Here is a 26,035-nt window from a genome sequence, read left to right as displayed (position 1 = left end):
CTCCGGACGGGCCGAGGACGGGCCGCGCACGGCCCGCGACCGGGCCGCCGCGGGTCAGTCGAGGCGGCGCGGACCGCCCAGGACCTGCTGTTCCGCCTGCCCGGCCACGATCCGCACGTACTGACGGTTCATCCGGGTCGTCCACAGCGTCAGGTCGTCCGACAGCGACGGCAGCGCGGCCACCTCGCCCGCTCCGAGCGAGAGCACCCGGCCGATCAGTTCGGCCTCCTCCGGCATCACCCGCTGCACCCCGACCAGGTCGGCGGAGTTGAGCACCCGGACGGCGTTCGGCCCCAGGTGCGGCACCAGCGTCAGCACGGTCTGCCAGGGCGCGGCGGAGAGCCGGCTGCGCGGCGGGCGGGCGCCGAGGTCGCGCACCACGAGCACCGGTGAGCCGACCGAGGCGCCCTGCGGTCCGAGCCGGCCGGGCTGGTGGACCGTCACGCACGGCTGCCCGCCGCCCGCGGCCTGCGCCATCGGGCCCCACAGATGGGCGCGGGCGGTCTCGACGGCGATCCGCGCGCCGGTGGCGGCCGCCCGCAGCGCGATGACCTGCGCCGTCCAGAGGCCGCCGACCAATACCAGCTCGTGCGCGCTGGGCCGGAACAGGCCGAGCACGGCGGGGCGCGACTGGTGCACGTCCTCGCCGATCAGCACGCCGTCGTCGCCGACCGGGAAGGACAGCGCGTCCAGCTCGGCGAGGGTCAGCACGTGCTTCTCCCGGCGCGGCCCGCGCAGCCCGAAGCCGGGCAGCAGCCGGGGCCGGGTCCGCGGCTGCGGCTCCGCGCCGCTCTGCGGGGCGGCGGGGTGGGTCTGGTACGCCATCAGGAAGCACCTCCCAGGGGCAGCGTGGCGAGGACGCCGGGGGCCTGCTCCAGGTCGAGCCGGGCCAGGCCGAGCCCGGTGCTCTGCGCCCGTGCCTCGACCTGGCGGCCGAGCGCGACGGCCTCGCTCTCGCTGCGCCCGGTCACCCGGACGTGCCCGCTGAGCGCCACCGAGCCGCCGGTGCCGTGACCGGCCGTCAGGCTGAAGGTGCTGGCCAGCGCGGGCGCGCCGGTGACCAGGTTGACCAGGTCGGGGACGGCGATCCGGCCGGGGGCGCCGCCGGGGCGGCCGAGCTGCGGCCAGCGGGAGATCCAGTAGGTGCTGTGCCAGCGGTCGTCGACCCGCCAGAACCGGTTGGTCTCCTGGGTGCGCCGCCCGCTGCCGCTGCCGCCACCGCTGCCCTGACGGCCCGCCGTGGCCAGCGGGTTGACGCAGCTGGAGATGGCGAGGGCGGCGATCAGCTCGCGCTCGTCGAGCACGGTGACGTTGAATCCGGCGCTGTTCAGCCGGCCGGCCAGCTGGTCGGTGACCCGCTGGAGCGCCTTGCGGGCGCCCGGCTCTCCGCCGCCGCGGGCGCGCACCGCGGTGGCCGCCCGTTCCGGGTCGAGCTTGAGCGCGACCCAGGTGAGCCGCAGCGCGGGGGTGGCGGTGCCGTCCGCGAGTTCCCGGTAGGCGCGGGCGGCCAGCGACTGCTCGGGCAGGTGCGGCGCGGGCGCCGGCTGGGTGTGCTGGACGAGCTGGACCGACTCCAGGGTGATGTCGTCGACCCGCAGCGCGGAGCAGAGCACGTCCAGCGGCAGCGGCCGGGCGGTGCGGGCCGGGCGCAGCGGCAGGTCCTTGGCCTGGACGAGCAGGACGGCGCTGAGGAAGGTGCCGTCGCCGACCATGCCGGTCTCCCGGCGCACCGGCCGGCCGCCGAAGTCGGCCTCGGTGGCGTGGGTGCAGGTGCGCAGGGCGGGTTCGAGCTCCAGGGCGGGGGCGAGCGCCGGGTCGGTGCCGGGCGGCGGGAGGTGCGTCCGGGCGCGCTTGCGGCGGGCCTTGAGCGCGGCGCGCACTCGCAGCGCCTCGGGGATGGTGCGTCCGCGCAGCGGCACGACCGCGAGCACCAGCAACACGAGGGAGACGGCGCCGAAGCCGGCGGCGACCGGCCGGCTGATCGTCCAGCCGACCGCGACCAGCGCCGCGGCGACCTCGATCAGCACCAGCTGCTGGAGCCTCAGCCGCCCGCCGAGCAGCCCGGGCCGGGGGTGGACGCGGACCGGGACGGGGCCGTCGGCTCCGCCGGAGCGGGCCCGGCGCGCGGCGCGGTCCCGGTCGGGGGCGCGGTCCGGGGCGGGGGAGCCGCCGGTGTCGGTCCGGCCGCGTCGTGCGGAGCGGCGTGAACCACTGCCCCGTGCCGTGCTCCGGCGCCCTGGAGCGGTCTGGCTTGGCATCCCCCGAGTGCCCCTCTCTGGTTCGGTTGTCGCGGCCCGGCTGGCCGGTGCGTGAACCGTACCCGTACCGTACTCACCGTCTGCTGCCGCATCGTAGAGGGTTCGAGCACGTTCTCGCCCGGGGGGTGCGGGACACGGGGCAGGACGGTCCGACAGGGGAGACGACGAGGATGGCATCGCGCCGCGACGAGCTGAACGCCTACACCTTCGCCCGCAAGCGCACGGTCGCGGCGTTCCTGCTGCCCGGGGGCGGGGGGAGCGACGAGGACGCGCCGCGGCCGGTCAAGGCGGTGCTTCCGAGCGTCATAGTGGGCGCGCTGGTGGTCGGCGGCTTCGGCCTCTGGGGGGTGTTCAAGCCGAGCGCCCCGGTGGGCTGGGACGACGGCAAGTTCATCGTCCAGGGAAAGCAGAGCACCACCCGGTACGTGGTGCTGACCGACCCGGACGGGAGGACCAAGCGGCTGCACCAGGTGCTGAACATGGCCTCGGCGCGGCTGGTGCTGCCGGTGGACTCCAAGGTCGTGGTGGTCGACGACGGCGTGCTGGACCGCTACCCCAACCACGGTCCGACGATCGGCATCCCGTACGCGCCGGACAAGCTGCCGAGCAAGGCGAACGCGAGCCGGCCGATGAAGTGGTCGGTCTGCGACCGCCCGGGCGACGAGCAGGGGAGCACCGTCGACCAGGCGGTGTTCGTGGCGGGCGGCGCGGACGCCGAGGCGCTCGGCGCGAAGGACCGGAAGCTGGACGTCGGCCAGGCGCTGCTGGTGCAGCAGGCGGACGACCCGCAGGTCGCCGCCGGGGGCCAGGCCGCGGGCCAGGGGAAGCTGAGGGTGTTCCTGGTGGACGACAAGGGCCGCCGGCACGCGATCGGTGCCCCGGAGGCCTCGGACGCCACCCGCACCCAGCTGATGGGCGCGATCTTCGGGCCGACCGCCACTCCGCAGAAGGTGAAGAAGGACTGGCTGGAGACCCTGGCGCCGGGCAGCGACATCGTCTTCCCGAGGATCGAGGGGCTGGTCCCGGACACCAAGGTCGCCAACTCCTCGGTGCCGCTGCAGAACCCGGAGGACCGCAAGATCGGCCGGCTGGTCAAGTTCGGCGACAAGCACTACGTGGTGGGCAAGGACCGGCTGCTGCTGATCACCCCGTTCCAGGCGGAACTCATCCGGCAGAACCCGCAGTTGCAGCCGCTGTACAACCAGGACGCCAACCGGACCCCGCGGGTCGACGACCTGACCCCGGCCGAGCACGCCATCGTCAACAGCAATGCACCGCTGATGGCCGAGGGCGCCGCCGACTGGCCGGTCGGCACGGGCGCGCCGGCCAACAACTGGAAGGCGCCGAAGGACGCCCGCCCGGTGGTCTGCAGCACCTTCGAGGGGGTGGCGGAGGACGGCCGGACGCCCCGGCGCAGCGTCTGGGCCGGTCCCGACTACCCGGTGCGCTACAGCAACGGCGCGGCCACCGCGCATGTGACGCCGGGTCACGGCCTGTTCTACCGGGCGCTGGACAACGCCGCGGAGGGTTCCGGCAGCGACTTCCTGATCACCGAGACCGGGCTGCGCTACGCGGTTCCGGCCAGCAGCGAGGGCGGCAAGGGCGGCCAGACCACCGCGCCGGCCCAGCCGGGGCAGCCGGCCGGCCAGGGCGCGACGCCGAAGACCCCCTCCGCACAGCCCGCGACGCCGTCCGGTCCGCCGCAGCCCGAGGAGGCCGGCGGAAACCAGGCCCGGCTGGGCTACCAGGGCCTTCAGCCGGCGTTGGTGCCGCAGCAGTGGTCGAACCTGGTGCCGGCCGGTCCGGCGCTCAACGCGAAGAGCGCGGCGCAGCAGCAGAACGCCTGACCCGCGCTCGAACGCGTGAGGGGCCTCGGTCCGCGCGGCGCAAAGGAATTGGCCTCGATGTCAGGGCTTGGTAACTGTCCGTCGCCCGGTGTTGGGTGAGCTGCGTGTGCCGACTACAGTGCTGCAGGACATCACACCGGTGATGCCCGGGGGCCGGAAACGGACCCCGGCCACGAGGTCTGTCTCATGGGGGACGGTAGAGCATGGGTCAGTTCAAGACGACCGCTCAGGAGATGCTGGCGTTCGCCAAGCACATGGACGAGGTCATCAACAAGATCAACACCGAGATCAACGGCCTCAACAACCTGGTGGGTTCGATCACCGGTGGTTGGCAGGGCCAGGCCGCGCAGGCGTACACCAACCTCCAGGGTCAGTTCAACACGGACGCCCAGGAGCTGAACAAGTCGCTGCGCGCCATCAAGGACGCGATCGAGCTCACGACCCAGAAGTACTCGCAGGCCGACGCCGACCAGCAGGCGATCTTCGGATCCGCCGCCGCCGGCGTCTGATCCTCGGCTCCGTCCGTTCACCCCGCGACGCGCACCCCGGGTGACGGGGTGCCTCGCAGCCTCGACTAGGAGACATCGTGGCCGACCACATTCTGGTCAACTTCGAGACCATCAAGAACGCCAGCTCGGAGGTCCGTCGGACCGCGCAGACCATCCAGCAGCAGCTGGAGGAGCTGAAGTCCGGCGTCACCAAGATCGCCGCGAGCTGGGAGGGCGCCGCCCAGCAGGGTTACCAGGGCCACCAGGCCAAGTGGGACCAGCGCGCCGCCCACCTGCAGCAGGTGCTGGAGCAGATCGCCAAGTCGCTGGACAGCGCGGCCGAGAGCTACCGCAGCACCGAGAACCGCAACGCCACCCTCTGGACCGGCTGACGGCTCACCGCCGGACCCGGCGCGCCGAAGGGCGGGTGCCCCCTCGCGGGTGCCCGCCTTTGGCGCGCGAGCGTGCAACCAGGTGACGACATGAGGGGTGGCAGGGTGCCGGTGGTCAGGTACCGGACGGCGGCCGCGGCGGCCGCGCTCGCGCTGCTCGGCGGGCCGTTGACGGTGCCGGCGGCGGCGGACGGGCCGGGCATCTCGGCCGCGGGGGACTGCGGCCGCAACGCCCAGAACGTGCAGGCCGTGCCGTGGTCGCTCCAGCGGATGGTGCTGGACGAGCTCTGGCAGGGCGGTGCGGTCACCGGCGCCGGGGTGCTGGTCGCGGTCATCGACACCGGGGTGGACGACCAGAACCCGCAGCTCGCCGGCAAGGTCCTCGACGGCGGTTCGCTGCTGAAGGACAAGGAGGGCAAGCCGGTCGAGGGCGGCGGCAAGGACGACCGGGTCGGCCACGGCACCAAGGTGGCGGGCATCATCGCGGCCTCCCGCAGCGAGCAGACCGGCTTCGTCGGGATCGCCCCGGGGGCCGTCATCCTGTCGATCCGCCAGAACGACGCCGAGGGCAACGGCGATGTGCACTCGCTGGTCGCGGCCGTCAACTCGGCCGTGCAGCAGGGCGCCAAGGTCATCAACATCTCGCAGGACGTGCGCGGCGCGGGCGACACCCGGTTCGTCGGCTACGAGGAGCTGAAGGCCGCGATCGACAACGCCGAGAAGCGGGGCGTGGTGGTGGTCGCCTCCTCCGGCAACGACGGCAAGAAGGGCGACACCTACCCGGCGGCGTTCCCCACGGTGCTCGCCGTCGGCGCCTCCGACCGCAACAACGAGCGCACCTACTTCTCCCAGTACGGCGACTTCGTGGACGTCGCGGCCCCCGGGGTCGACATGCTCTCCACCGTCCCGCGCGGCGGGCAGTGCGTGGACAACGGCACCAGCTTCGCCGCCCCGTACGTGGCCGGTCTCGCGGCGCTGCTGGTCGGCGGGCACCCGGACTGGAAGCCCGGCCAGGTGCGGGCCTGGATCGAGCAGACCGCGCAGCGCACCGACCACAAGGCGAACGAGTACATCGGCTGGGGCGTGGTCGACCCGGTGAAGGCGGTGACCACCGCGCCCGCCGCACCGGCCGAGCGCCCGGTGGAGGACCCGCCGGTCCAACTGGCCTCCGCCCCGATCGTGCCGCGCCCGCTCGGCCTCGGCGAGACCCAGGCCGACCGCGACGGCCGCACCGCGACCTATGTGCTGGGCATCGGCGCCCTGCTGGTCGCGCTGCTGATCGGCGGCGGCGTGGTGCTGCGCGACCACCGCCGCCGGCCCCGGTAGGCGCCCTGCGGCGGGAGCCGGGAGGAACCTCCGGCCGGCTGTAACATCCGCTCCCGCTCACCGCATCGAAGAAGTGTCGACAGCGGTGAGCGGGAGGGTCGTGGGGGATGGGGCGGAACAGGGCCGGACGCGAGACGAAGGACACGGAGTTCCTGGAACTCGTGTCGGGGCACACCGGACGGCTCTACCGTTCGGCCTGCCTGCTCACCGGCGGGGACACCCACCGGGCCGAGGACCTCGTCCAGGAGGCGCTCGGCCGGATGTACGTGCTGTGGCGCCGCAAGGCCTGGACCGGCGGGCGGCACCGGATCGACAACCCCGCCGCCTACGCGCACACCGTGATGGTGCGCGTCTTCCTGGCCCAGAAGCGCCGCCGCTCCAGCGACGAGCGGCCCACCGACCGGCTGCCCGATGCCATGGGCCGGGAGCAGGACGGGGCGCTGCGGCTCACCCTGCTCGACGCGCTCGCCGGACTGTCCGTCCAGGACCGGGCCGTGCTGGTGCTGCGCTACTGGGAGGACCGCAGCGTCGAGGAGACCGCCGAGGCGCTGCGGCTCTCCTCGGGCGCGGTCCGCACCCGGACCTCCCGGGCGCTGGCGCGGCTGCGCGCGCGGCTCGGGGACTCGCTGGCCGAGCTCGCCGCCCGCTGACGGTACGACCCGACCGCCTCCACGGGGCCGCCACCGGCCCCGTTCCGTGACCGAAGGAATCGGTGATCACGCATGTCCGCACCCGACAGCTTCGAGGATGACCTGCTCCACGCCATGACCCGGGCCGGCGACGGCTTCCGCCCCCAGGGGCCGGAGGGGCTGGCGGCCGGCGGGCTGGCCCGCGGCCGCCGCCGCTGGCGCCGCCGGTCGGCCGCCGCCGTGGTGGGTGGCGCGGCCGCGCTGGCCCTGGTGGGCACCGGCGCCGTCTACCTCACCGACCGCTCCCCGGCCGCGTCCGGGGTGGCGCCGGCGGGCGGCGGGGCCGCCACCGCGAGCTCCGCCTCGCTCACGCCCGGGTCCTCGCCGACCGCCTCCCCCACCCCCGCCGCCTCCCCCGGTGTTCCGGCGGTCAGCGGCGACGAGGTGCTCGCCGCGTTCCGGGCGCTGCTGCCCCAGGGACAGGTCAGCGGGGCCGACGGCGGCGGCACCGGCGGCGGCATGGGGGAGATGGCCGGCGCCCGGCTGGTCCTCGACGACGGCAAGGGCAAGGCCTGGATCACCATCTCGTTCGCCAGGACCGCCGAGGACGACCCGAGGCGGGCGGACAGCGACTGCCCCGACCGCAAGATCATCCGCTACGACGCCTGCACCTCGACGCCGCTGCCGGACGGCGGCGCGCTGACCCTCTTCCAGGGCTACGAGTACCCGGACGGCCGGGCCGACACCAAGTGGTGGTCCGCCCGGCTGACCGGCAAGGACGGCCGGCTGATCGAGCTGAGCGAGTGGAACTCGGAGGCGCAGAAGGGCAAGCCGGTCTCCCGGCCCACCCCGCCGCTGACCCCCGAGCAGCTCACGGCGGTCGTCACCGATAAGTCCTGGGACCGGGTGATCGCCGCCCTGCCGGAGCCGGCCCCGCCGACGCCGAGCGGCCGGAGCACGCCGTACACCGGGCAGGAGATCCTGGAGACCGCCGGGAAACTGCTCCCGGCGGGTCTCAAGCCGACCGAGGCCGACGGCAGCGAGGGCTACGCCAACTTCGTGGTGAACGACGGCAAGGGCAGGTCGATGGTGGAGCTCAACGTCGAAGACTGGAGCCGGAACCCCGACGCCGGCGGGCTGCACGCGGGCGGTGAGACGCTCCCCGACGGCACCAAGGTCGTCGTCCGCAAGGTGCCGGGCAACCCGGCGAGGTGGGTGGTCGACGCCCTGCGCCCGGACGGCATGCGGGTGGCGGTCGGCGCCTACAACAGCGGCGGCCCGAACGACGCGACGTCCCGTACCGCTCCGGCGCTCACCGTCGACCAGATGAAGATGATCGCGACCAGCCCGCGGTGGAAGCTCAAGAAGTAGCCCGCGGACGCGGCAGTGCCCCGGGCCAGGGGGAGCCCGGGGCACTGCCGTGTGGGGGAGGGGTGGGGTTCTCGGGGAGGGGGATCAGCCCTGCTGGTCCTCGGGGAGGCTGATCACCCAGTGGGTGGCCTGGCGGGGGCGCAGGTAGAGCAGCCAGTAGAGGGTGGCGACGGCGGTGATGCCGCCGGTCCACAGCAGCGGCACGGTGTCCAGCTGGGTGATGACGTAGCCGAGCACCACGATCAGCACCACCGGCACGGCCGGCCACAGCGGCATCCGCCAGGCGGCGGCGTGCTTGTGCTGCTTGCGGCGGGAGAGCAGCGCGGCGATCGCGACCAGCAGGTACATCCCGGTGACGGCGACGCCGGTGATCTCGCTGAGCAGTTCGCCCTCGACGTAGCAGAGCGCGGCGCCCGGCAGGCCGACGGCCAGGGTGGCGATCCACGGGGAGCCGAACCGGCCGAGGGTGCCGAAGGCCTTGTTGACCGGGCCGGGCCAGGCCTTGTCGCGGGCCGAGGCGAACAGCACCCGGGAGTTCTGGATGACCATGACGATGCCGGCGTTGATGATGGCCAGCGCGACACAGAGGCTGATGAAGGTGCCGACCGCGGAGTTGCTCCAGGCGGTGACCATGCCGGAGATGTCGCCGGAGCTCAGCGTCGCCAGGTCGGGGGCGCCCATGGTGATGGCGGCGACCGGGACGAGCAGGATCGCGGCGGAGATGCCCAGCGTCCACAGCACGGTGCGCGAGACGTTGCGGCGCGGGTTCTCCAGCTCCTCGGAGAGGTAGACGGCGGTGGAGAAGCCCTGGGTGATGAAGAGCGCGATGCCGAGGGCGCCGATGATCGCGCCGATGCTCACCGTGGTGGTGACGCCGTCCTCGCCGGTGACCACGCCGTGCAGCATGCTGGGTGCGTTGCCGTTGGCGTGGGCGAAGCCGAGCACCGAGACCACGCCGGCCGCGATGACCTCCAGCACCAGGAAGATGCCGGTGATCCAGGCGTTGGCACGCAGGTCCAGCAGGCCGGCCAGGGTGGCGGCGAGCATCACCGCGGCGCCGGCCAGCGGCTTGTCGACGTGCAGCACGGGCGCGAGGTAGTCGGCGGTGCCGAGGGCGATGACCGAGGGGACGATCATCACCACGATCAGCGAGAGCACGAACACCAGCCAGCCGGCCAGCCGTCCGGCCAGGGTGCCGACCATCGCGTACTCACCGCCGGCGCTGGGGATCAGGGTGCCGAGCTCGGAGTAACAGAACGCGACGGCGATGCAGAGGATCGAGCCGATCGCGATGGCCAGCGCGGTGGCGCTGCCGATGCTGGAGAACAGCTCGGGGACGATCACGAAGAGCGTGGAGGCCGGCGTGACGCAGGACAGCGTCAGCAGAGTGCCGCCGACGACACCGATCGAGCGCTTGAGCGTCTTCTGGGCGTCGGGCGCGCCTGCGACGGCCGCGGCGGGGGCCGCGGTGGCGGGCGGGCGAAGCGTGTCGGTCATGAGGCATCCGATCGGCTCTGTGCTGGTCCTGGAGAGGGAGCGGTATCGCCTCCGCTGGCTGACTGGCTCGGTTTCTGGTCCTGTCGCTCCCGGGCCGTCATGGAACCTTGGCCGGAATGATCGAGTCAATCGCCGAAGGGCTTCGGAATCCGTTGCCGCGCAGCGCATAAACATGCGATCCGATGATCACTAATCGTCATCACTATGCATGCCCGGCTTGTTACTTTCGCTACATGGCGCTTGAATCCAAGGTGAACGCGGTGTTGCATGCGCCCATTCAAAGGTGCCGCCCGGATGCGGGGGCAGGTCGGCCGGACGCCCCCACGCCGCCCGCCAACCCCCGGGCCGGGTACGGGAACCGCAGCCCTCCGCCGGAAAGATCTAGGTAACGTTTCGGCACCCGGGACGGCGGAAGGGGCCGGATCCCAGGACCCGACCCCTTCGAACACGCTCCGTGACGACCAGCGCCGGCCCGGACGGGGCCGGCGGCTACGGGGCCGGCAGCCAGCCCGTCTGCACCATCTGCCCGCTGGTCACCCGGCGCGAGACGAACACGCCCCGGCCCGGCGGCAGCGCCTGCGGCTTGACGTTGCCCAGCAGCGGGCCCTCGTCCCGGTTGCCGGAGAGCAGCACGCCCTGGCCGCCCAGCTCGCGCATCCGCTGCATGAACGGCTCGTACAGCGAGCGCCCGGCGCCGCCCGCGCTGCGCGCGACGATCACCCGCAGGCCGATGTCCCGCGCGAACGGCAGGAACTCCGCGAGCGCCGCCAGCGGGTTGCCCGAGGAGGTCGCCACCAGTTCGTAGTCGTCGACCACCACGAACATGTCCTTGCCGCTGTACCAGCTGCGGTTGCGCAGCTGCTCGGCGGTCACGTCCGGCCCGGGCAGCCGGCGCGCGCAGGCCCCGCGCAGCATCTCGACCACGCTCGACATGGCCGGCTGCGCGGCCGCGTACTCCACCAGGTACTCCGGCGGGACGACGCCGAGCAGCGCGCGCCGGTAGTCGCCGACCACGATGCCGGCCTGGTCCGGGGTGTAGCGCTCGGTGATCTGCTTGACCAGCATCCGCAGCAGTGCGGACTTCCCGGACTCGGTGTCGCCGAACACGATGAACAGTGGGTCGGTCTCGAAGTTGACGAAGGCCGGCGCCAGCTCCGCCTCGTCCACGCCGAACGCGACGCCCCGCTCCGGGTGCTCGAAGCCCTTCGGCAGCGAGTGCCCGTCCAGCACCGCCGGCAGCATCCGCACCTGCGGCGCGCGCGGGCCCGTCCACGCCCCGGCGACCGCCGAGACCAGCCCGGCCACGCCGTCCTGGAGGTCCTCCGCCGAACCGGAGCCGTCCAGCCGGGGCAGACCGGTGAGGAAGTGCAGCCGGTCCGGGGTGACACCGCGCCCCGGGACGGCCGGCACGTTCTGCGCCACCCGGCGGTCCACCTCGGACTCCATGGAGTCGCCGAGCTTCAGCTCGGTCCGGTTCTGCAGCAGGTCCTTGAGCGCCGGGCGGACCTCCGCGTACCGGGCCGCGGTGACGATCAGGTGGACGCCGTAGCCCAGGCCCCGCTGGGCGATGTCGCCGATCACCGGCTCCAGCGCCTCGAACTCCTGCTTGAAGGTGTTCCAGCCGTCGATCACCAGGAAGACGTCGCCGAACCGCTCGTCCGGCAGCGCGCCGGAGGCCCGGCGGGCCCGGTAGGTGGCGATCGAGTCGATCCCGGTGGCGCGGAACAGCTCCTCGCGCCGGTTCAGCACGCCGTGCACCTCGGAGACCATCCGGCGCACCTTCTCGGCGTCCAGCCGCCCGGCCACCCCGCCGACCTGCGGCAGGCCCTGGAGCGACTGGAAGCCGCCGCCGCCGAAGTCCAGCAGGTAGAACTGCACCTCCAGCGGGGTGTGGGTGAGCGCGAAGGAGACCACCGTGGTGCGGATCACCGTCGACTTGCCGGAGAGCGGACCGCCCACCACCAGGCCGTGGCCGGCCGCCCCCGAGTAGTCGTGGTCGAGGATGTCGCGCTTCTGGTCGCGCGGCTTGTCGACGATGCCGACCGGCACCCGCAGCCGGCCCAGCGCCCCGTACTGCGGTGCGGTCAGCCCGCGCTCGACGGTCGCCTGGAGCGGCGGAAGCAGCTGGTCCACGCTCGGCGGGGCGTCCAGCGGCGGCAGCCACACCTGGTGCGCGGCCGGGCCCTGGCCCGCCATCCGCTGCACGAACACGTCCAGCACGGTGTCCGCCAGGGCGTCGTCCGGCTCCTCGGCGATCGGCTCGACCTCCTGCACCAGCGGCTCGGTCACCGGCACCTCGGCCGCGGTGAACCGCACCGGCCGCGCGGTCACCAGCCGGCCGCCGGTCGACCGCTGCTGCCCCGGCGCCCGGTACGGGCCCGAGACGTACGCCGCCTTGAACCGCTCCATCACGTCGGTGCCGAACTTCAGGTAGCCGACGCCCGGCACCGGCGGCAGGTGGTACGCGTCCGGGACGCCGATCGCCGCCCGCGACTCGGCCGCCGAGAAGGTGCGCAGACCGATCCGGTAGGAGAGATAGGTGTCCAGGCCGCGCAGCTTGCCCTCCTCCAGGCGCTGCGAGGCCAGCAGCAGGTGCACCCCGAGGGACCGGCCGATCCGGCCGATCTGGATGAACATGTCGATGAAGTCGGGCTTGGCGGTGAGGAGTTCGGAGAACTCGTCGATGATCAGCACCAGCGACGGCAGCGGGTCCAGCGCCGCGCCGGCCGCCCGGGCCCGCTCGTACTCGTGGATGTTCGCGTAGTTGCCGGCCCGGTGCAGCAGCTCCTGGCGCCGGTTGAGCTCGCCCTCGACGGCGTCCCGCATGCGGTCGACCAGGGTGAGCTGCCCCTCCAGGTTGGTGATCACCGCGGAGGTGTGCGGCATGTCCGCCATTCCCGCGAAGGTCGCGCCGCCCTTGAAGTCGGCGAGCACGAAGTTCAGCGTCTCCGAGGAGTGCGTCATCGCCAGCCCCAGCACCAGGGTGCGCAGCAGCTCGGACTTGCCGGAGCCGGTCGCGCCGACGCACAGGCCGTGCGGGCCCATGCCCTCCAGCGCGGCCTCCTTGATGTCCAGGTACACGTGCTCGCCGCCGGCCCCGACGCCGATCGGCACCCGCAGCCGCTCGTGCTGCGCCCGCTGCCGCCAGCTGCGCGCCACGTCGAAGGAGCCGGGGTCGCCGGAGTTCATCAGATCGGTGAAGTCCAGGTTGGACAGCAGCGGTTCGTCGTCGCCGCCGGCCGAGGCCCGGTACGGCGCCAGCTGCCGCGCCAGCGCCTCGGACTGCCAGGCGCTGAGGGTGTCCGGGGCGCCGGAGTAGGTGGCGCCGGAGGCCGAGCGCAGCACCAGCTCGTCCGGCGAGACCGTGACGATCAGATGCCCGGTCGGCTCGTCCAGGTCACCGGGGACCACCTCGACGATGGTCACCCCGTGCACGCCCTCCGCGCCGGCCAGCAGCGAGTCGTGCGGCACCGAGGCGCCGTCCATCACGACGACGATGTGCGGCTGGTCGGGCGCCGGCGAGGCGTCCCGGACGAACCGCTGACGGCCGGCCAGTTCGTCCTGGATCAGCAGCTCCAGCTCACCGAGGCCGGAGGCGATCAGCCGGCGCGAACCGGCGCCGTCGCTCTCCTTGCGGTGCTGGTTGTGCGGGAGCCACTTGGTCCACTCCCACTCGTCCACCGCGCCGGGCGCGGCCGCCACCGTGATCAGCAGGTCGTCCGGCGAGTGCAGGGTGGTCAGCTGGGCGATCATCGCCCGGACGTTGCCGTAGACGGTGTCCGGGTCCCCGCAGACCGTGATGTGGTAGAAGGCGCGCAGCGAGATAGCCAACGGCAGTTCCTGCAAGGTGCCGTGGGCCTTCAGGAAGGTCTGCATCGCGGCCGCCGACAGCGGCTCCAGCTCGTCCATCGGCGCGGTCTGCGGCGCGACCAGCGGGGTGGACAGCTGCACCGGCCCGCGGCCGACCCGGATCTGCGCGAAGTCGCCGTCCCCGGAGCGCCGTTCCCACAGCCGGCGGCCGTCCGCGACGATCGACCAGAGCTGGTCGGGCTCGGGGTTCAGGAACAGCTGCGCGCCGCGCTGGCGCTCGGCGGTGCGGCGAACCTGGCGGCGCATCTGCTGGAGGTACTTGAGGTAGTCGCGCCGCTCGTCCGCGGTGGCCGAGGAGCCGCCCTTGCGGGCCCGGACGATCTGCGCGAGCGCCATGCCGACCGTCGAGACGATCATCAGACCGCCCATGATCTTCATCGGGGCCTGGGCGCCCGGGGCGAAGAAGAACACCGCCGATCCGCCCATGCCGAGCATCGGAAGGATGCTCATCACCCAGTCCTCGCCGCCCGACCGGGGCAGCTCGGGCGGGGCGACCAGCTCCACCGGCTCGTCCGGCACCGCGGGCGGATAGGCCCGGGGCGGCCGCTTGACGGTGATCACGCCCATGCGCGCCCCACCCTCCGACCACGAACGCTTCGCTCGATCACCACGGCATCAGCCCTCACGCCACTGGATACGTACGGGTGAGGGCGCCCCGTGTGACGCCGCCCCCGCTCCGCCGACCGCAGGCACCGGGGGACGTGCGCGCCGCCCCCGCCGCCTTGCGCAGGGGCCGATCCTACTGGGATCCCGGCCGTCCGGCCCCGCCCGCCCTCCACGGGGCCGGACACGAACCGAGCGGGTAGGGTAACGCCGCGCCAACTCGTGGCCCCGCCGGGCCGGTTCCGCCCGGCCCGGGCCGGCGCGACAGCCAGACCGACCAGCCGCCGGTACCGCGGCACCGTCATCGAGGGGGAGCGCCCAGTGCGTCGAGCGAACGAGGTGCGGGCATGACGACGCCCGCCACCACCGGCTTCTGCCGGGTCACCGTCGTCGCCCCGGACAGCCGGATCGACGTCGCCCTGCCCGAGGACGTGCCGCTCGCGGACGTCTACCCCGAGGTGCTGCGGCTCTCCGGCCAGACCCAGCCCGACGGGGTGCCCACCGGGTTCCACCTGGTCCGCCGCGACGGCACCGTGCTCGACGGGGGCCGCTCGCTCGCCGCCCAGCAGGTGCGCGACGGCGACCTGCTCAGCCTGCGCCCGTTCGCCGAGTCGCTGCCGCCCGCCGTCTACGACGACGTCGCCGACGCGATCGCCACCGCCGGTGAGAGCGACCGCCGGTTCTGGAGCCCCGAGCTGATGCGCGCCTTCGGCCTCATCGGCACCGGCGTGCTGCTCACCCTGCTCGGCTTCGCCCTCTGGTTCGCCGACCTGCGCCACGACATGCACGGCCTGCCCGGCGTGCTCTCCGGCGTCGTCGCCGTCGTGCTCACCGCCTTCGCCGGCGTCCGCGCCCGGGTCTACCGGGACGCCTGGGCCGGACTCGCGCTCGGCCTCGGCGCCCTGCCGCACGCCCTGATCGCCGGCAGCGGCGTGCTCGCCCCCACCGGCGGCCCGCTGGACGGCCCCGGCCGGCTGCAGTTCCTCACCGGCTGCGTCGCCGTCCTGGTGGTCGCCGTCCTGCTGGTCGGCCTGCTGCCCGAGAAGGACTCGCTGTTCGTCGCCGCCGCCTTCCTGGCCGCGGCCGGCGCGCTCGCCACCTTCGCCGCCGTCCTGCTGCCCGGCACCCCGGCCAACCACATCGCCGCCGTCACCGGCGTCGCCGCCGTCGCCGCGATCGGCTTCCTGCCCGGCCTGTCCGCCCGCTTCGCCCGGCTGCCCGTCGGCTACAGCGCCCCCGGCCAGACCCGCGCCCGCGGCCGCGACCACGACGAGGAGGCCGCCCGCGCCGAACTCGTCCAGTACGAGCGGATCGCCCACCAGGCCCGCCGCGGCCACGAGGTGCTGGTCGGCCTGGTCGGCGGCTGCGCCGCGGTGATCGTCGGCGCCTGCGCGGTGCTCGGCTTCACCGACGAGACCCTCCCCGAGCTGCTCGCCCTGCTCCTCGGCCTCGCCACCATGCTCCGCGCCCGGCTGTTCCGCTACAGCGCGCAGGTCTTCAGCCTCACCATCGCCGGCCTGCTCGGACTGTCGCTGCTGATCGTCGGCCTCTCCCTGCACACCCCGCAGTTCGTGCTCCGGGCCGGCATCGGCTCCACCGGCGCCGACCTGCGCACCGTCTGGCTGACCGCCTCGATCGCCTTCGGCGCCGCGGTGCTCACCGCGATCGCCCTGGTGGTGCCCCGCCTGGGCGTCTCCCCGTTCTGGGGGCGCGTCCTGGACCTGGTCGACAGCCTCACCCTGATGTCGCTGGTCCCGCTGGTGCTGGCCGTGCTCGACGTCTACCGGCTGGTCCGCGGCGCCACCGGCTGACCGCCCGCCGGGGCCGCCGGACAACCGTGCCGGGGGCACTGGTACGCTTGGCCTTCGAGCGCAGCCGTGTGTCCGCCCCCGGGTGGGGCGAGGACCGGCGGCCGCGCCCGTCACGACACCGAGTTCTCCCAGAGTCCTGTGCCGTAGACCAGGACCGCTCGGTATCACCTCGTAAGGAGTTGCAGTGGCTCTCGCCTCTGACGTCAAGAAGCAGATCATCGCCGAGTTCGGCCAGAAGGAGGGCGACACCGGCTCCCCCGAGGTCCAGGTGGCCATGCTCTCCCGCCGCATCTCGGACCTGACCGAGCACCTCAAGTCGCACAAGCACGACCACCACTCGCGCCGCGGCCTGCTGATCCTGGTCGGCCAGCGCCGCCGCCTGCTGCAGTACCTGGCCAAGAAGGACATCGAGCGCTTCCGTACGCTCGTCGACCGCCTGGGCATCCGTCGCGGTGCCGCCGGCGGCGCCCGCTGAGAACGCCGCTCGGGGCGGCTCCCCACACCGGGGAGCCGCCCCTCGCGCGTATGTCGCGGCGGTACGGCCGGGGCGTCCACCGGGGCGCCCGAACGCGACGACCGGGCATAACAACTCGCGCGCACCTCCCCAGGTGGCCGAGGATTGCACCGTAGGGTTGTGGGCATGCCGGGTGATGGCGCCGCAAGCGCGCCACTCAGGCAGCAGAACCCAACCCCCCGCGGGACGAAGGCTTCAAACGGAAGCCGCCCGCATCCGAGAGAGCGTCCAGACGCGGACCGCCCCGTCCGGACCCGGCCGGCCGAGAGGCGCCGGTCCTCGGTAGTGGCCGCCGGAGGCCCCGCCCATCGAAGCGGGGCGCACCGGAGGCTTCGATCGAAGACCGGCCCGACCGTCCAGGGTCAACACGCAGGCGATGCGCGGGGACGCTCTCCCGGAGACGTACGAAAGAGGAGATCTTCCAGGTGGAAGAGAACGTGTTCTACGCCGAGGCCGTGATCGACAACGGTTCCTTCGGCACCCGCACCATCCGCTTCGAGACCGGCCGCCTGGCCCGTCAGGCCGCCGGCTCCGCCGTCGCCTACCTGGACGACGACACCATGGTGCTGTCGGCCACCAGCGCGTCCAAGCAGCCGAAGGAGCACTTCGACTTCTTCCCGCTGACCGTGGACGTCGAGGAGCGGATGTACGCCGCCGGCCGCATCCCCGGCTCGTTCTTCCGTCGCGAGGGCCGGCCCTCCGAGGACGCGATCCTCACCTGCCGCCTGATCGACCGCCCGCTGCGCCCGTCCTTCGTCAAGGGCCTGCGCAACGAGGTCCAGGTCGTCGTCACCGTGATGGCGCTGAACCCGGACCACCTGTACGACGTGGTGGCCATCAACGCCGCCTCCGCCTCCACGCAGCTGGCCGGCCTGCCGTTCTCCGGCCCGATCGGCGGCGTGCGCGTCGCGCTGATCAACGGCCAGTGGGTCGCCTTCCCGACCCACAGCGAGCTGGAGTCGGCCGTCTTCGACATGGTCGTGGCCGGCCGCGTCCTGCCGGACGGCGACGTCGCGATCATGATGGTCGAGGCCGAGGCCACCGACAAGACCATCAAGCTGGTCGAGGGCGGCGCCGACGCGCCGACCGAGGAGATCGTCGCGGCCGGCCTGGAGGCCGCCAAGCCGTTCATCAAGGTGCTGTGCGCCGCGCAGGCGCAGCTGGCCGCCCAGGCCGCCAAGCCGACCGGCGAGTTCCCGGTCTTCCTGGACTACCAGGACGACGTGCTCGCCGCGCTGAGCGCCGCCGTCAAGGACGAGCTGGCCCAGGCCCTCACCATCCCGGGCAAGCAGGAGCGCAACAACGAGCTGGACCGCGTCAAGGCGCTGGCCGCCGAGAAGCTGCTGCCCGAGTTCGAGGGCCGCGAGAAGGAGATCAGCGCCGCCTACAACGCGCTGACCAAGAAGGTCGTCCGCGAGCGCGTCATCAAGGACAAGGTCCGCATCGACGGCCGCGGCGTCACCGACATCCGCACCCTGGCCGCCGAGGTCGAGGCCATCCCGCGGGTGCACGGCTCGGCCCTGTTCGAGCGCGGCGAGACCCAGATCCTGGGTGTCACCACGCTGAACATGCTCCGCATGGAGCAGCAGCTGGACACGCTCTCCCCGGAGACCCGCCGCCGCTACATGCACAACTACAACTTCCCGCCGTACTCGGTCGGCGAGACCGGCCGCGTCGGTTCGCCGAAGCGCCGCGAGATCGGCCACGGCGCGCTGGCCGAGCGGGCCATCCTCCCGGTCCTGCCGACCCGCGAGGAGTTCCCCTACGCCATCCGCCAGGTCTCCGAGGCGCTCAGCTCCAACGGCTCCACCTCGATGGGCTCGGTCTGCGCCTCCACCATGTCGCTGCTGAACGCCGGTGTGCCGCTGAAGGCCGCCGTCGCCGGCATCGCCATGGGCCTGATCTCCCAGGAGATCGACGGTGAGACCCACTTCGTGACCCTCACCGACATCCTCGGCGCCGAGGACGCGTACGGCGACATGGACTTCAAGGTCGCCGGTACCCGCAACTTCATCACCGCCCTGCAGCTGGACACCAAGCTCAACGGCATCCCGGCGTCGGTGCTCGCCGCCGCGCTGAAGCAGGCCCGCGACGCCCGTCTGCACATCCTCGACGTGATGAACGAGGCCATCGACTCCCCGGACGAGATGTCCCCGAACGCGCCGCGCATCATCACCATCAAGATCCCGGTGGACAAGATCGGCGAGGTCATCGGCCCCAAGGGCAAGATGATCAACCAGATCCAGGAGGACACCGGCGCCGAGATCACGATCGAGGACGACGGCACCATCTACATCGGTGCCGCCGACGGCCCGGCCGCCGAGGCCGCCCGCACCACGATCAACCAGATCGCCAACCCGACCATGCCGGAGGTCGGCGAGCGCTACCTGGGCACCGTGGTCAAGACCACGACCTTCGGTGCCTTCGTCTCGCTCATGCCGGGCAAGGACGGTCTGCTGCACATCTCGCAGATCCGCAAGCTCGCCGGCGGCAAGCGCGTGGAGAACGTCGAGGACGTCCTCGGCGTCGGCGCCAAGGTGCAGGTCGAGATCGCCGAGATCGACCCGCGCGGCAAGCTCTCGCTGATCCCGGTCATCGAGGGCGAGGAGAACGCCGAGGCCGCTTCCGAGTGAAGCGCGGCTAGCTGAACCCCGCGGCCCGCACGCCCCCAGCGGCGTGCGGGCCGCACCCTGTTGTCCCCACCCACGCCCATGCGGCGGACCGCTTTTTCTACGGAGGTACCCCCGTGGCCCAGGCCTCGGCGGCGACGCAGCGCCCCGGCACGACCCGGACCCTGCTCAAGGGCGTGGACGGCGCCGGAACCGTGCGCCGCACCGTCCTCCCCGGCGGCCTGCGCGTCGTCACCGAGACCCTGCCGACGGTGCGCTCCGCGACCTTCGGCATCTGGGTCGGCGTCGGCTCGCGGGACGAGACCCCGCAGCTCAACGGTGCTACCCACTACCTGGAGCACCTGCTCTTCAAGGGCACCGAGCGGCGCAGCGCGCTGGACATCTCGGCCGCCCTGGACGCGGTCGGCGGTGAGATGAACGCTTTCACCGCCAAGGAGAACACCTGCTACTACGCGCGGGTGCTCGACACCGACCTGCCGCTGGCCATCGACGTGGTCTGCGACATGCTCACCGGCTCGCTGATCCGCCCCGAGGACGTCGAGGCCGAGCGCGGCGTCATCCTGGAGGAGATGGCGATGGCCGAGGACGACCCGGGTGACGTCGTCCACGACCTCTTCGCCAAGGTGATCTTCGGCAGCGGCCCGCTCGGCCGGCCGATCCTCGGCACCCAGGAGACCATCCACTCGCTCACCCGCGACCAGATCGCCGGCTTCTTCCACCGCCGCTACAAGCCCGAGCACCTGGTGGTCGCCGCGGCGGGCAACCTGGACCACCGCAAGGTCGTCCGGCAGGTCGAGAAGGCCTTCGCGCCGCTGCTCGCCAAGTCCGAGGCCGTCCCCGCCGAGGCCCGGCGAGGTGTCAAGGCGCTGCGGACGGCGGGCAGGGTCGAGGTGCTCAACCGGTCCACCGAGCAGGCCCACCTGGTGCTGGGCGTGCCCGGCGTGCCCCGGCACGACGAGCGCCGCTGGGCGATGGGCGTGCTCAACGCGGCCCTCGGCGGCGGCATGAGCTCGCGGCTCTTCCAGGAGGTCCGGGAGAAGCGCGGCCTGGCGTACTCGGTGTACTCCTACTCCTCCTCGTACGCGGACAGCGGTCTGTTCGGCATCTACGCCGGCTGCCAGCCCAAGCGGGTCGAGGAGGTGCTGCGGATCTGCCGCGAGGAGCTCGCCAAGGTGGTCGCCGAGGGCATCACCGAGGAGGAGCTGCGGCGCGCCATCGGCCAGATCTCCGGCTCCACCGTGCTCGGCATGGAGGACACCGGCTCGCTGATGAACCGCATCGGCAAGGCCGAGCTGAGCTACGGCCACCACCTGTCGGTCGACGACATGCTGGCGAAGATAGCGGCGGTGACCCTGGACGACGTCCACGAGGTCGCCCGTGATGTGCTGGGGGCCTACCGGCCGTCGCTGGCGCTGATCGGTCCGGTCAACGACAAGCGGGCCGCGAAGCTCGCCGACCTGCTGGTGTGAGAGGACTTTCGCTATGACGCTGCGTGTCGCCGTGATCGGCGCCAAGGGACGGATCGGCTCGGAGGCGGTCAAGGCCGTGGAGGCCGCGCCGGACATGGAGCTGGTCGCCGCCCTGGGCCGCGGGTCCCGGCTGGAGGAGCTGACCGAGGCGGGCGCCCAGGTCGCCGTCGAGCTGACCCACCCCGACTCGGTGATGGGCAACCTCGACCACTGCCTGCACCACGGCATCCACGTGGTCACCGGCACCACCGGCTGGACCGAGGAGCGGCTGGCCACCGTGCGCGGCTGGCTCGACGAGGCCCCGGAGCTCGGCCTGCTGATCGCGCCGAACTTCTCCATCGGCGCGATCCTGGGCATGAAGTTCTCGCAGATCGCCGCCAGGTACTTCGAGTCGGTCGAGGTCGTCGAGCTGCACCACGACGGCAAGGCGGACGCCCCCAGCGGCACCGCCACCCGCACCGCCCAGCTGATCGCCGTCGCCCGCGCCGAGGCCGGCCGCCCGGTGCAGCAGGACCCGACCACCCACAGCCTGCCCGGCGCCCGCGGCGCCGACGTCGACGGGGTGCCGGTGCACGCGGTGCGGCTGCGCGGCCTGCTCGCCCACCAGCAGGTGATGTTCGGCGACACCGGCGAGACCCTCACCATCCGGCACGACTCGCTGCACCACAGCAGCTTCATGCCGGGCATCCTGCTCGGCGCGCGCAAGGTCGTGGAGACGCCCGGGCTCACCCTGGGCCTTGAGCACTTCCTGGACCTGTGAGCCCGGCATGACCTCCCGTACCGGCTTCTTCCTCCTCTCCGGCGTGCTGGCGCTGGTCGCGCTGCTCTGCGTCGGCGAGGGCGTCCAGCTCATCGCCACCGGCAAGCCGCTCGGCATCGGCATGGGCCTGTGCGCCTTCGTCATCCCGGTCATCGGCCTCTGGTTCCTGCGCCAGACGGTCCGCTTCGGCCGGGACAGCGAGCGGCTCGCCCGTGAGCTGGAGGCCGAGGGCGGCCTGCCGGTCGACGAGCTGAAGCGCACCGAGGGCGGGCGGATCGACCGGGCGTCGGCCGACGCGGTGTTCGCCCGCCGCAAGGCCGAGGCCGAGGCCGCCCCCGGCGACTGGCGGGCCTTCTTCCGCCTGGCCGTCGCGTACGCCGACGCCGGCGACGTACCGCGCGCCCGCAAGACCATGCAGCACGCGATCCGGCTGCACCGCACCACCGGCACCACCGGCACCACCATCACCAAGCCTGCGAGGAGTAGCGCGTGAGCGACGACACGACGGCCCCCCGGTTCCGCAGCGACGTCACCGTGGACCTGGTCCGCAGCGCCGCGACGGACTCGGACGTCATCTGGGCGGCCAGGGTCTCGACGGCGGGGGAGCAGTCCCTGGAGGCGCTCCAGCAGGACCCGGAGAAGTCCGCGGGCCTGATCAACTTCCTGATGCGGGACCGGCACGGCACGCCGTTCGAGCACAACTCGATGACCTTCTTCATCAGCGCGCCGATCTTCGTCTTCCGCGAGTTCCACCGCCACCGCAGCGGCTGGTCCTACAACGAGGAGTCCGGCCGCTACCGCGAGCTGGAGCCGGTCTTCTACGTGCCGGGCGAGGAGCGCAGGCTCGTCCAGCAGGGCCGCCCGGGCCGCTACGAGTTCGTCGAGGGCACCCCCGAGCAGCACAAGACCGTGACGGCCTCGATGGAGGCCGCCTACCGCGAGGCGTACGAGCGCTACCAGGAGATGCTGGCGGCCGGCGTGGCCCGCGAGGTCGCCCGCGCGGTGCTGCCGGTCGGGCTGTTCTCGTCGATGTACGCGACCTGCAACGCCCGCTCGCTGATGCACTTCCTGTCGCTGCGCACCAAGCGGGAGAACTCGGCGGTGCCGTCGTTCCCGCAGCGCGAGATCGAGATGGTCGCGGAGCGGATGGAGGAGCAGTGGGCCCGGCTCATGCCGCTCACCCATGCGGCCTTCGAGAAGCACGGCCGGGTCGCCCCCTGACCTGCGGCGACGGGCATCCGGGGAGGGTGTCTGGCATGTCTGGATTGCGGCATATCTGACCGCTCCCTACGCTCGTGAACACGGATTCCGGTGCTGCTTGAACCCCCGAGCACGCAGCACCGGAATCCCATGTCCCCGCTGCTTGAACCGCCTCCGCCGGAGCGGAGCGCGGCTGGTCCGTACCCGGTTCGCCACCGGTTCGCGGCCGGTCGACCACCGGCCCTCCAACACGGCCGTCCGAACCGTGGACCGGCCTGGGTGCCGCCCCACCGCCTACGAGTAGTTTTGGACGCATGGCTCCGACCTCCACCCCCCAGACGCCCTTCGGGCGGGTTCTGACCGCGATGGTGACACCGTTCACCGCCGACGGCGGCCTCGACCTCGACGGCGCCCAGCGCCTCGCCGCGCACCTCGTCGACTCCGGCAACGACGGCCTCGTCGTCAACGGCACCACCGGGGAGTCCCCGACCACCAGCGACGCAGAGAAGGCCCAGCTCGTGCGCGCCGTGGTGGAGGCGGTCGGGGACCGGGCCCACGTGGTGGCCGGTGTCGGCACCAACGACACGCACCACAGCGTCCAGCTGGCCCGCCAGGCCGAGGCGGCCGGAGCGCACGGCCTGCTGGTGGTCACGCCGTACTACAGCAAGCCCCCGCAGGAGGGCCTGTACCGGCACACCGTGGAGATCGCCGACTCCACCGGGCTGCCGGTCATGCTGTACGACATCCCCGGCCGCAGCGGCGTCGCGCTGAGCCACGAGACGCTGGTCCGGCTCGGCGAGCACCCGCGGATCGTCGCCAACAAGGACGCCAAGGGCGACCTCGGCGCCGCGGCCTGGGCGATCGCCCGCTCGGACCTCGCCTGGTACTCCGGCGACGACATCCTCAACCTGCCGTTGCTGTCGGTCGGAGCCGTCGGTGTCGTCAGCGTGGTCGGCCATGTGGTCGCCGGCGAGCTGCGGGCCATGGTCGAGGCCTACCTGGCCGGCGATGTGGCCAAGGCCACGGCCGTGCACCAGCGCCTGCTGCCGGTCTTCACCGGTATCTTCCGCACCCAGGGCGTCATCCTCGCCAAGGCCGCGCTGGACCTCCAGGGCCTGCCCGCCGGCCCGCTGCGGCTGCCCCTGGTCGGCGCGACCTCCGAGGAGATCGCGCAACTGAAGAAGGATCTCGCCGACGGCGGGGTAGACCTCTAACAGACACAGACGTGCGCGCCCCGGCTCGCCGGACCCTCACGGGTCCGCCGCTGGACCGGACCGAAGGCGCGAGAGCACAGACCCGGTAGGAAAACGACACTGAGAACGCACGCCATATGTCTCGCGGGGGAGGACCCCGGACATATGGCGTGCGTCGTGAGGAGAGTCTTTTGAGCCACCCGCATCCCGAACTCGGCGCGCCGCCGGCCCTCAAGGCGGGCGCCCTGCGCATCACCCCGCTCGGCGGTCTCGGCGAGATCGGCCGCAACATGACGGTCTTCGAATACGGGGACCGCATTCTCATCGTCGACTGCGGCGTCCTCTTCCCCGAGGACGAGCAGCCCGGCGTCGACCTGATCCTCCCGGACTTCACCTACATCCGGGACCGTCTCGACAAGATCGACGGCATCGTCCTCACGCACGGCCACGAGGACCACATCGGCGCCGTCCCGTTCCTGCTCCGGGAGAACCCGGACATCCCGCTGATCGGGTCGAAGCTCACCCTGGCGCTGATCGAGGCCAAGCTCGCCGAGCACCGCATCCGCCCGTACGTGCTGGAGGTCGCCGAGGGCGACCGCGAGCGGATCGGCCCCTTCGACTGCCAGTTCATCGCGGTCAACCACTCCATCCCGGACGCGCTGGCCGTCGCCGTGCGCACCCCGGCCGGCATGGTCGTCGCCACCGGCGACTTCAAGATGGACCAGCTGCCGCTGGACGGGCGCCTCACCGACCTGCCGACCTTCGCCAAGCTGGCGGAGGAGGGCATGGACCTGCTGCTGGTGGACTCCACCAACGCCGAGGTCCCCGGCTTCATCCCGCACGAGCGGGACATCTCGGCCGCGCTGCGAAACGTTTTCGCGAACGCCGACAAGCGCATCATCGTCGCCTCCTTCGCCAGCCACGTGCACCGCATCCAGCAGGTGCTGGACGCCGCGCACGAGTACAAGCGCAAGGTCGCCTTCGTCGGCCGCTCGATGGTCCGCAACATGGGCATCGCCCGCGACCTCGGGTACCTGAAGGTGCCGGGCAACATGGTCGTGGACGTCAAGCAGTTGGACGACCTGCCGGACAAGGAGGTCGTGCTGATCTGTACCGGCTCGCAGGGCGAGCCGATGGCCGCGCTGTCCCGGATGGCCAACCGCGACCACCAGATCCGCATCGTCGAGGGCGACACCGTCGTCCTGGCGTCCTCGCTCATCCCGGGCAACGAGAACGCGGTCTACCGGGTGATCAACGGCCTGACCCGCTGGGGCGCCAAGGTCGTGCACAAGGGCAACGCCAAGGTGCACGTCTCCGGCCACGCCTCGGCCGGCGAGCTGCTGTACTTCTTCAACATCTGCAAGCCGCGCAACCTCATGCCGGTGCACGGCGAGTGGCGCCACCTGCGGGCGGCGGCCGACCTCGGCGTCGCGACCGGTGTCCCGCGCAACCGGGTGGTCATCGCGGAGGACGGCGTCTGCGTCGACCTGGAGGGCGGCGTCGCCCGCATCGTCGGCAAGGTGCAGGCCGGCTACGTCTACGTCGACGGCTCCTCGGTCGGCGACATCACCGAGGCCTCGCTCAAGGACCGCAAGATCCTCGGCGAGGAGGGCTTCATCTCCTGCTTCGTGGTGGTCGACTCCACCAACGGCAAGATCGTCGGCGGCCCCAGCATCCAGGCCCGCGGCTCCGGCATCGACGACGCCGCGTTCGTCCCGGTCGCGGCCAGGCTCCAGGAGGCGCTCGACCGCTCGGCGAGCGACGGCGTCCTGGAGATCCGCCAGGTCCAGCAGCTCGTCCGCCGGACCATCGGCAAGTGGGTGGCGGACAACTACCGCCGCCGCCCGATGATCCTGCCGGTCGTCGTCGAGGTCTGAGCCTCCCCGGCGTGATTTGACGTGGGGCAGCCCGGTGCGTAATGTTCTCCGGGTTGCCCCACGGGACGGCCCCCAGTCGAAGTTCTCGAACTGAATTCGAGAACGGAGCGGGAAAACGGCCCGAGAAACTCTGATAGAGTTCGGGAGCGCCGAAAGGCCGAAGCAAATCGGACGAAAGAAACTCCGGAAAACGGAGCGGAAAACATCTGATAAGCTGGAAACACGAAAGAACGAAGCGCCCGGAGGGCCGGTGTGAAAGCCGCCTGAAGGAAGCGTCCGTTCCTTGAGAACTCAACAGCG

The 26,035-nt window shown here is 72.4% G+C and carries 19 protein-coding genes; 15 read left to right on the top strand and 4 right to left on the bottom strand.

What is annotated here, in order from left to right; translation table 11 throughout:
• Positions 1-54 precede the first annotated feature (54 nt).
• Both ACFZBX_RS33755 and eccE read right to left on the bottom strand, forming a co-directional pair.
• Entirely contained in the window at positions 55-825 is a 771-nt protein-coding gene (locus ACFZBX_RS33755; RefSeq protein WP_391537614.1) for a hypothetical protein, read from the bottom strand.
• Positions 825-2,258 carry a type VII secretion protein EccE gene (gene eccE / locus ACFZBX_RS33750; RefSeq protein ID WP_391537613.1) on the bottom strand — a complete coding sequence of 478 codons (1,434 nt, stop codon included), beginning with the start codon at positions 2,256-2,258 and terminating at the stop codon, positions 825-827. The genes ACFZBX_RS33755 and eccE overlap by 1 nt, the downstream gene beginning before the upstream one ends.
• Before the next feature lie 170 nt (positions 2,259-2,428).
• Here eccE and ACFZBX_RS33745 point away from each other — a divergent pair, with 170 nt between their 5' ends.
• From ACFZBX_RS33745 to ACFZBX_RS33720, 6 genes are all read left to right on the top strand, one after another.
• A complete protein-coding gene (locus ACFZBX_RS33745) occupies positions 2,429-4,105 on the top strand; it encodes a type VII secretion protein EccB (RefSeq protein ID WP_391537612.1) in 1,677 nt (558 codons plus the stop codon).
• Positions 4,106-4,308: 203 nt separating this feature from the next.
• A complete protein-coding gene (locus tag ACFZBX_RS33740) occupies positions 4,309-4,614 on the top strand; it encodes a WXG100 family type VII secretion target (RefSeq protein WP_380758635.1) in 306 nt (101 codons plus the stop codon).
• Between the two features lie 77 nt (positions 4,615-4,691).
• A complete protein-coding gene (locus ACFZBX_RS33735; RefSeq protein ID WP_391537611.1) occupies positions 4,692-4,985 on the top strand; it encodes a WXG100 family type VII secretion target in 294 nt (97 codons plus the stop codon).
• 90 nt (positions 4,986-5,075) lie between these two features.
• Positions 5,076-6,311 carry a type VII secretion-associated serine protease mycosin gene (gene mycP, locus ACFZBX_RS33730; RefSeq protein ID WP_391537610.1) on the top strand — a complete coding sequence of 412 codons (1,236 nt, stop codon included), beginning with the start codon at positions 5,076-5,078 and terminating at the stop codon, positions 6,309-6,311.
• Between the two features lie 107 nt (positions 6,312-6,418).
• Positions 6,419-6,961 (top strand): SigE family RNA polymerase sigma factor, encoded by a 543-nt coding sequence (locus ACFZBX_RS33725; protein WP_391537609.1) that lies wholly within the window; start codon positions 6,419-6,421, stop codon positions 6,959-6,961.
• 72 nt (positions 6,962-7,033) lie between these two features.
• Entirely contained in the window at positions 7,034-8,311 is a 1,278-nt protein-coding gene (locus ACFZBX_RS33720; protein WP_391537608.1) for a hypothetical protein, read from the top strand.
• 84 nt (positions 8,312-8,395) lie between these two features.
• Here ACFZBX_RS33720 and ACFZBX_RS33715 read toward each other — a convergent pair whose 3' ends face one another.
• Both ACFZBX_RS33715 and eccCa read right to left on the bottom strand, forming a co-directional pair.
• Positions 8,396-9,808 carry an APC family permease gene (locus ACFZBX_RS33715; protein WP_391537607.1) on the bottom strand — a complete coding sequence of 471 codons (1,413 nt, stop codon included), beginning with the start codon at positions 9,806-9,808 and terminating at the stop codon, positions 8,396-8,398.
• A gap of 489 nt (positions 9,809-10,297) precedes the next feature.
• Positions 10,298-14,245 carry a type VII secretion protein EccCa gene (gene eccCa / locus ACFZBX_RS33710; RefSeq protein WP_391537606.1) on the bottom strand — a complete coding sequence of 1,316 codons (3,948 nt, stop codon included), beginning with the start codon at positions 14,243-14,245 and terminating at the stop codon, positions 10,298-10,300.
• 383 nt (positions 14,246-14,628) lie between these two features.
• Between eccCa and eccD the strand changes: the two genes are divergently transcribed.
• From eccD to ACFZBX_RS33665, 9 genes are all read left to right on the top strand, one after another.
• A complete protein-coding gene (eccD, locus tag ACFZBX_RS33705) occupies positions 14,629-16,092 on the top strand; it encodes a type VII secretion integral membrane protein EccD (protein WP_391537605.1) in 1,464 nt (487 codons plus the stop codon).
• A gap of 184 nt (positions 16,093-16,276) precedes the next feature.
• Entirely contained in the window at positions 16,277-16,567 is a 291-nt protein-coding gene (gene rpsO, locus ACFZBX_RS33700; RefSeq protein ID WP_209416808.1) for a 30S ribosomal protein S15, read from the top strand.
• Positions 16,568-17,031: 464 nt separating this feature from the next.
• Positions 17,032-19,239: a polyribonucleotide nucleotidyltransferase gene (locus tag ACFZBX_RS33695; RefSeq protein ID WP_391537604.1), complete on the top strand. Its 2,208-nt coding sequence runs from the start codon at positions 17,032-17,034 to the stop codon at positions 19,237-19,239.
• A 113-nt stretch (positions 19,240-19,352) separates the two neighbouring features.
• Positions 19,353-20,705: a M16 family metallopeptidase gene (locus ACFZBX_RS33690; RefSeq protein WP_380758653.1), complete on the top strand. Its 1,353-nt coding sequence runs from the start codon at positions 19,353-19,355 to the stop codon at positions 20,703-20,705.
• A gap of 13 nt (positions 20,706-20,718) precedes the next feature.
• Positions 20,719-21,465 carry a 4-hydroxy-tetrahydrodipicolinate reductase gene (dapB, locus tag ACFZBX_RS33685; RefSeq protein WP_391537603.1) on the top strand — a complete coding sequence of 249 codons (747 nt, stop codon included), beginning with the start codon at positions 20,719-20,721 and terminating at the stop codon, positions 21,463-21,465.
• 7 nt (positions 21,466-21,472) lie between these two features.
• Positions 21,473-21,958 carry a hypothetical protein gene (locus ACFZBX_RS33680; protein ID WP_391537602.1) on the top strand — a complete coding sequence of 162 codons (486 nt, stop codon included), beginning with the start codon at positions 21,473-21,475 and terminating at the stop codon, positions 21,956-21,958.
• Positions 21,955-22,686 (top strand): FAD-dependent thymidylate synthase, encoded by a 732-nt coding sequence (gene thyX, locus ACFZBX_RS33675; RefSeq protein ID WP_391537601.1) that lies wholly within the window; start codon positions 21,955-21,957, stop codon positions 22,684-22,686. Before ACFZBX_RS33680 ends, thyX begins: the two co-directional genes overlap by 4 nt.
• Positions 22,687-22,979: 293 nt before the next feature.
• A complete protein-coding gene (gene dapA / locus ACFZBX_RS33670) occupies positions 22,980-23,879 on the top strand; it encodes a 4-hydroxy-tetrahydrodipicolinate synthase (protein WP_391537600.1) in 900 nt (299 codons plus the stop codon).
• A 170-nt stretch (positions 23,880-24,049) separates the two neighbouring features.
• Positions 24,050-25,735: a ribonuclease J gene (locus ACFZBX_RS33665; protein ID WP_391537599.1), complete on the top strand. Its 1,686-nt coding sequence runs from the start codon at positions 24,050-24,052 to the stop codon at positions 25,733-25,735.
• Positions 25,736-26,035 lie beyond the last annotated feature (300 nt).

It is taken from the genome of Kitasatospora sp. NPDC008115 (assembly GCF_042957205.1).
In the GTDB taxonomy this organism is placed as follows: domain Bacteria; phylum Actinomycetota; class Actinomycetes; order Streptomycetales; family Streptomycetaceae; genus Kitasatospora.
This window is presented reverse-complemented; position numbering and strand designations above follow the sequence as displayed.

Bases quoted from the DNA above. Each gene is read 5' to 3' on its own strand.
- dapA (WP_391537600.1), top strand. From the start codon at position 22,980: ATGGCTCCGACCTCCACCCCCCAGACGCCCTTCGGGCGGGTTCTGACC.
- eccCa (WP_391537606.1), bottom strand. From the start codon at position 14,245: ATGGGCGTGATCACCGTCAAGCGGCCGCCCCGGGCCTATCCGCCCGCG.
- ACFZBX_RS33755 (WP_391537614.1), bottom strand. From the start codon at position 825: ATGGCGTACCAGACCCACCCCGCCGCCCCGCAGAGCGGCGCGGAGCCG.
- ACFZBX_RS33715 (WP_391537607.1), bottom strand. From the start codon at position 9,808: ATGACCGACACGCTTCGCCCGCCCGCCACCGCGGCCCCCGCCGCGGCC.
- mycP (WP_391537610.1), top strand. From the start codon at position 5,076: ATGAGGGGTGGCAGGGTGCCGGTGGTCAGGTACCGGACGGCGGCCGCG.
- ACFZBX_RS33725 (WP_391537609.1), top strand. From the start codon at position 6,419: ATGGGGCGGAACAGGGCCGGACGCGAGACGAAGGACACGGAGTTCCTG.
- eccE (WP_391537613.1), bottom strand. From the start codon at position 2,258: ATGCCAAGCCAGACCGCTCCAGGGCGCCGGAGCACGGCACGGGGCAGT.
- ACFZBX_RS33680 (WP_391537602.1), top strand. From the start codon at position 21,473: ATGACCTCCCGTACCGGCTTCTTCCTCCTCTCCGGCGTGCTGGCGCTG.
- ACFZBX_RS33720 (WP_391537608.1), top strand. From the start codon at position 7,034: ATGTCCGCACCCGACAGCTTCGAGGATGACCTGCTCCACGCCATGACC.
- eccD (WP_391537605.1), top strand. From the start codon at position 14,629: ATGACGACGCCCGCCACCACCGGCTTCTGCCGGGTCACCGTCGTCGCC.
- dapB (WP_391537603.1), top strand. From the start codon at position 20,719: ATGACGCTGCGTGTCGCCGTGATCGGCGCCAAGGGACGGATCGGCTCG.
- ACFZBX_RS33740 (WP_380758635.1), top strand. From the start codon at position 4,309: ATGGGTCAGTTCAAGACGACCGCTCAGGAGATGCTGGCGTTCGCCAAG.
- ACFZBX_RS33745 (WP_391537612.1), top strand. From the start codon at position 2,429: ATGGCATCGCGCCGCGACGAGCTGAACGCCTACACCTTCGCCCGCAAG.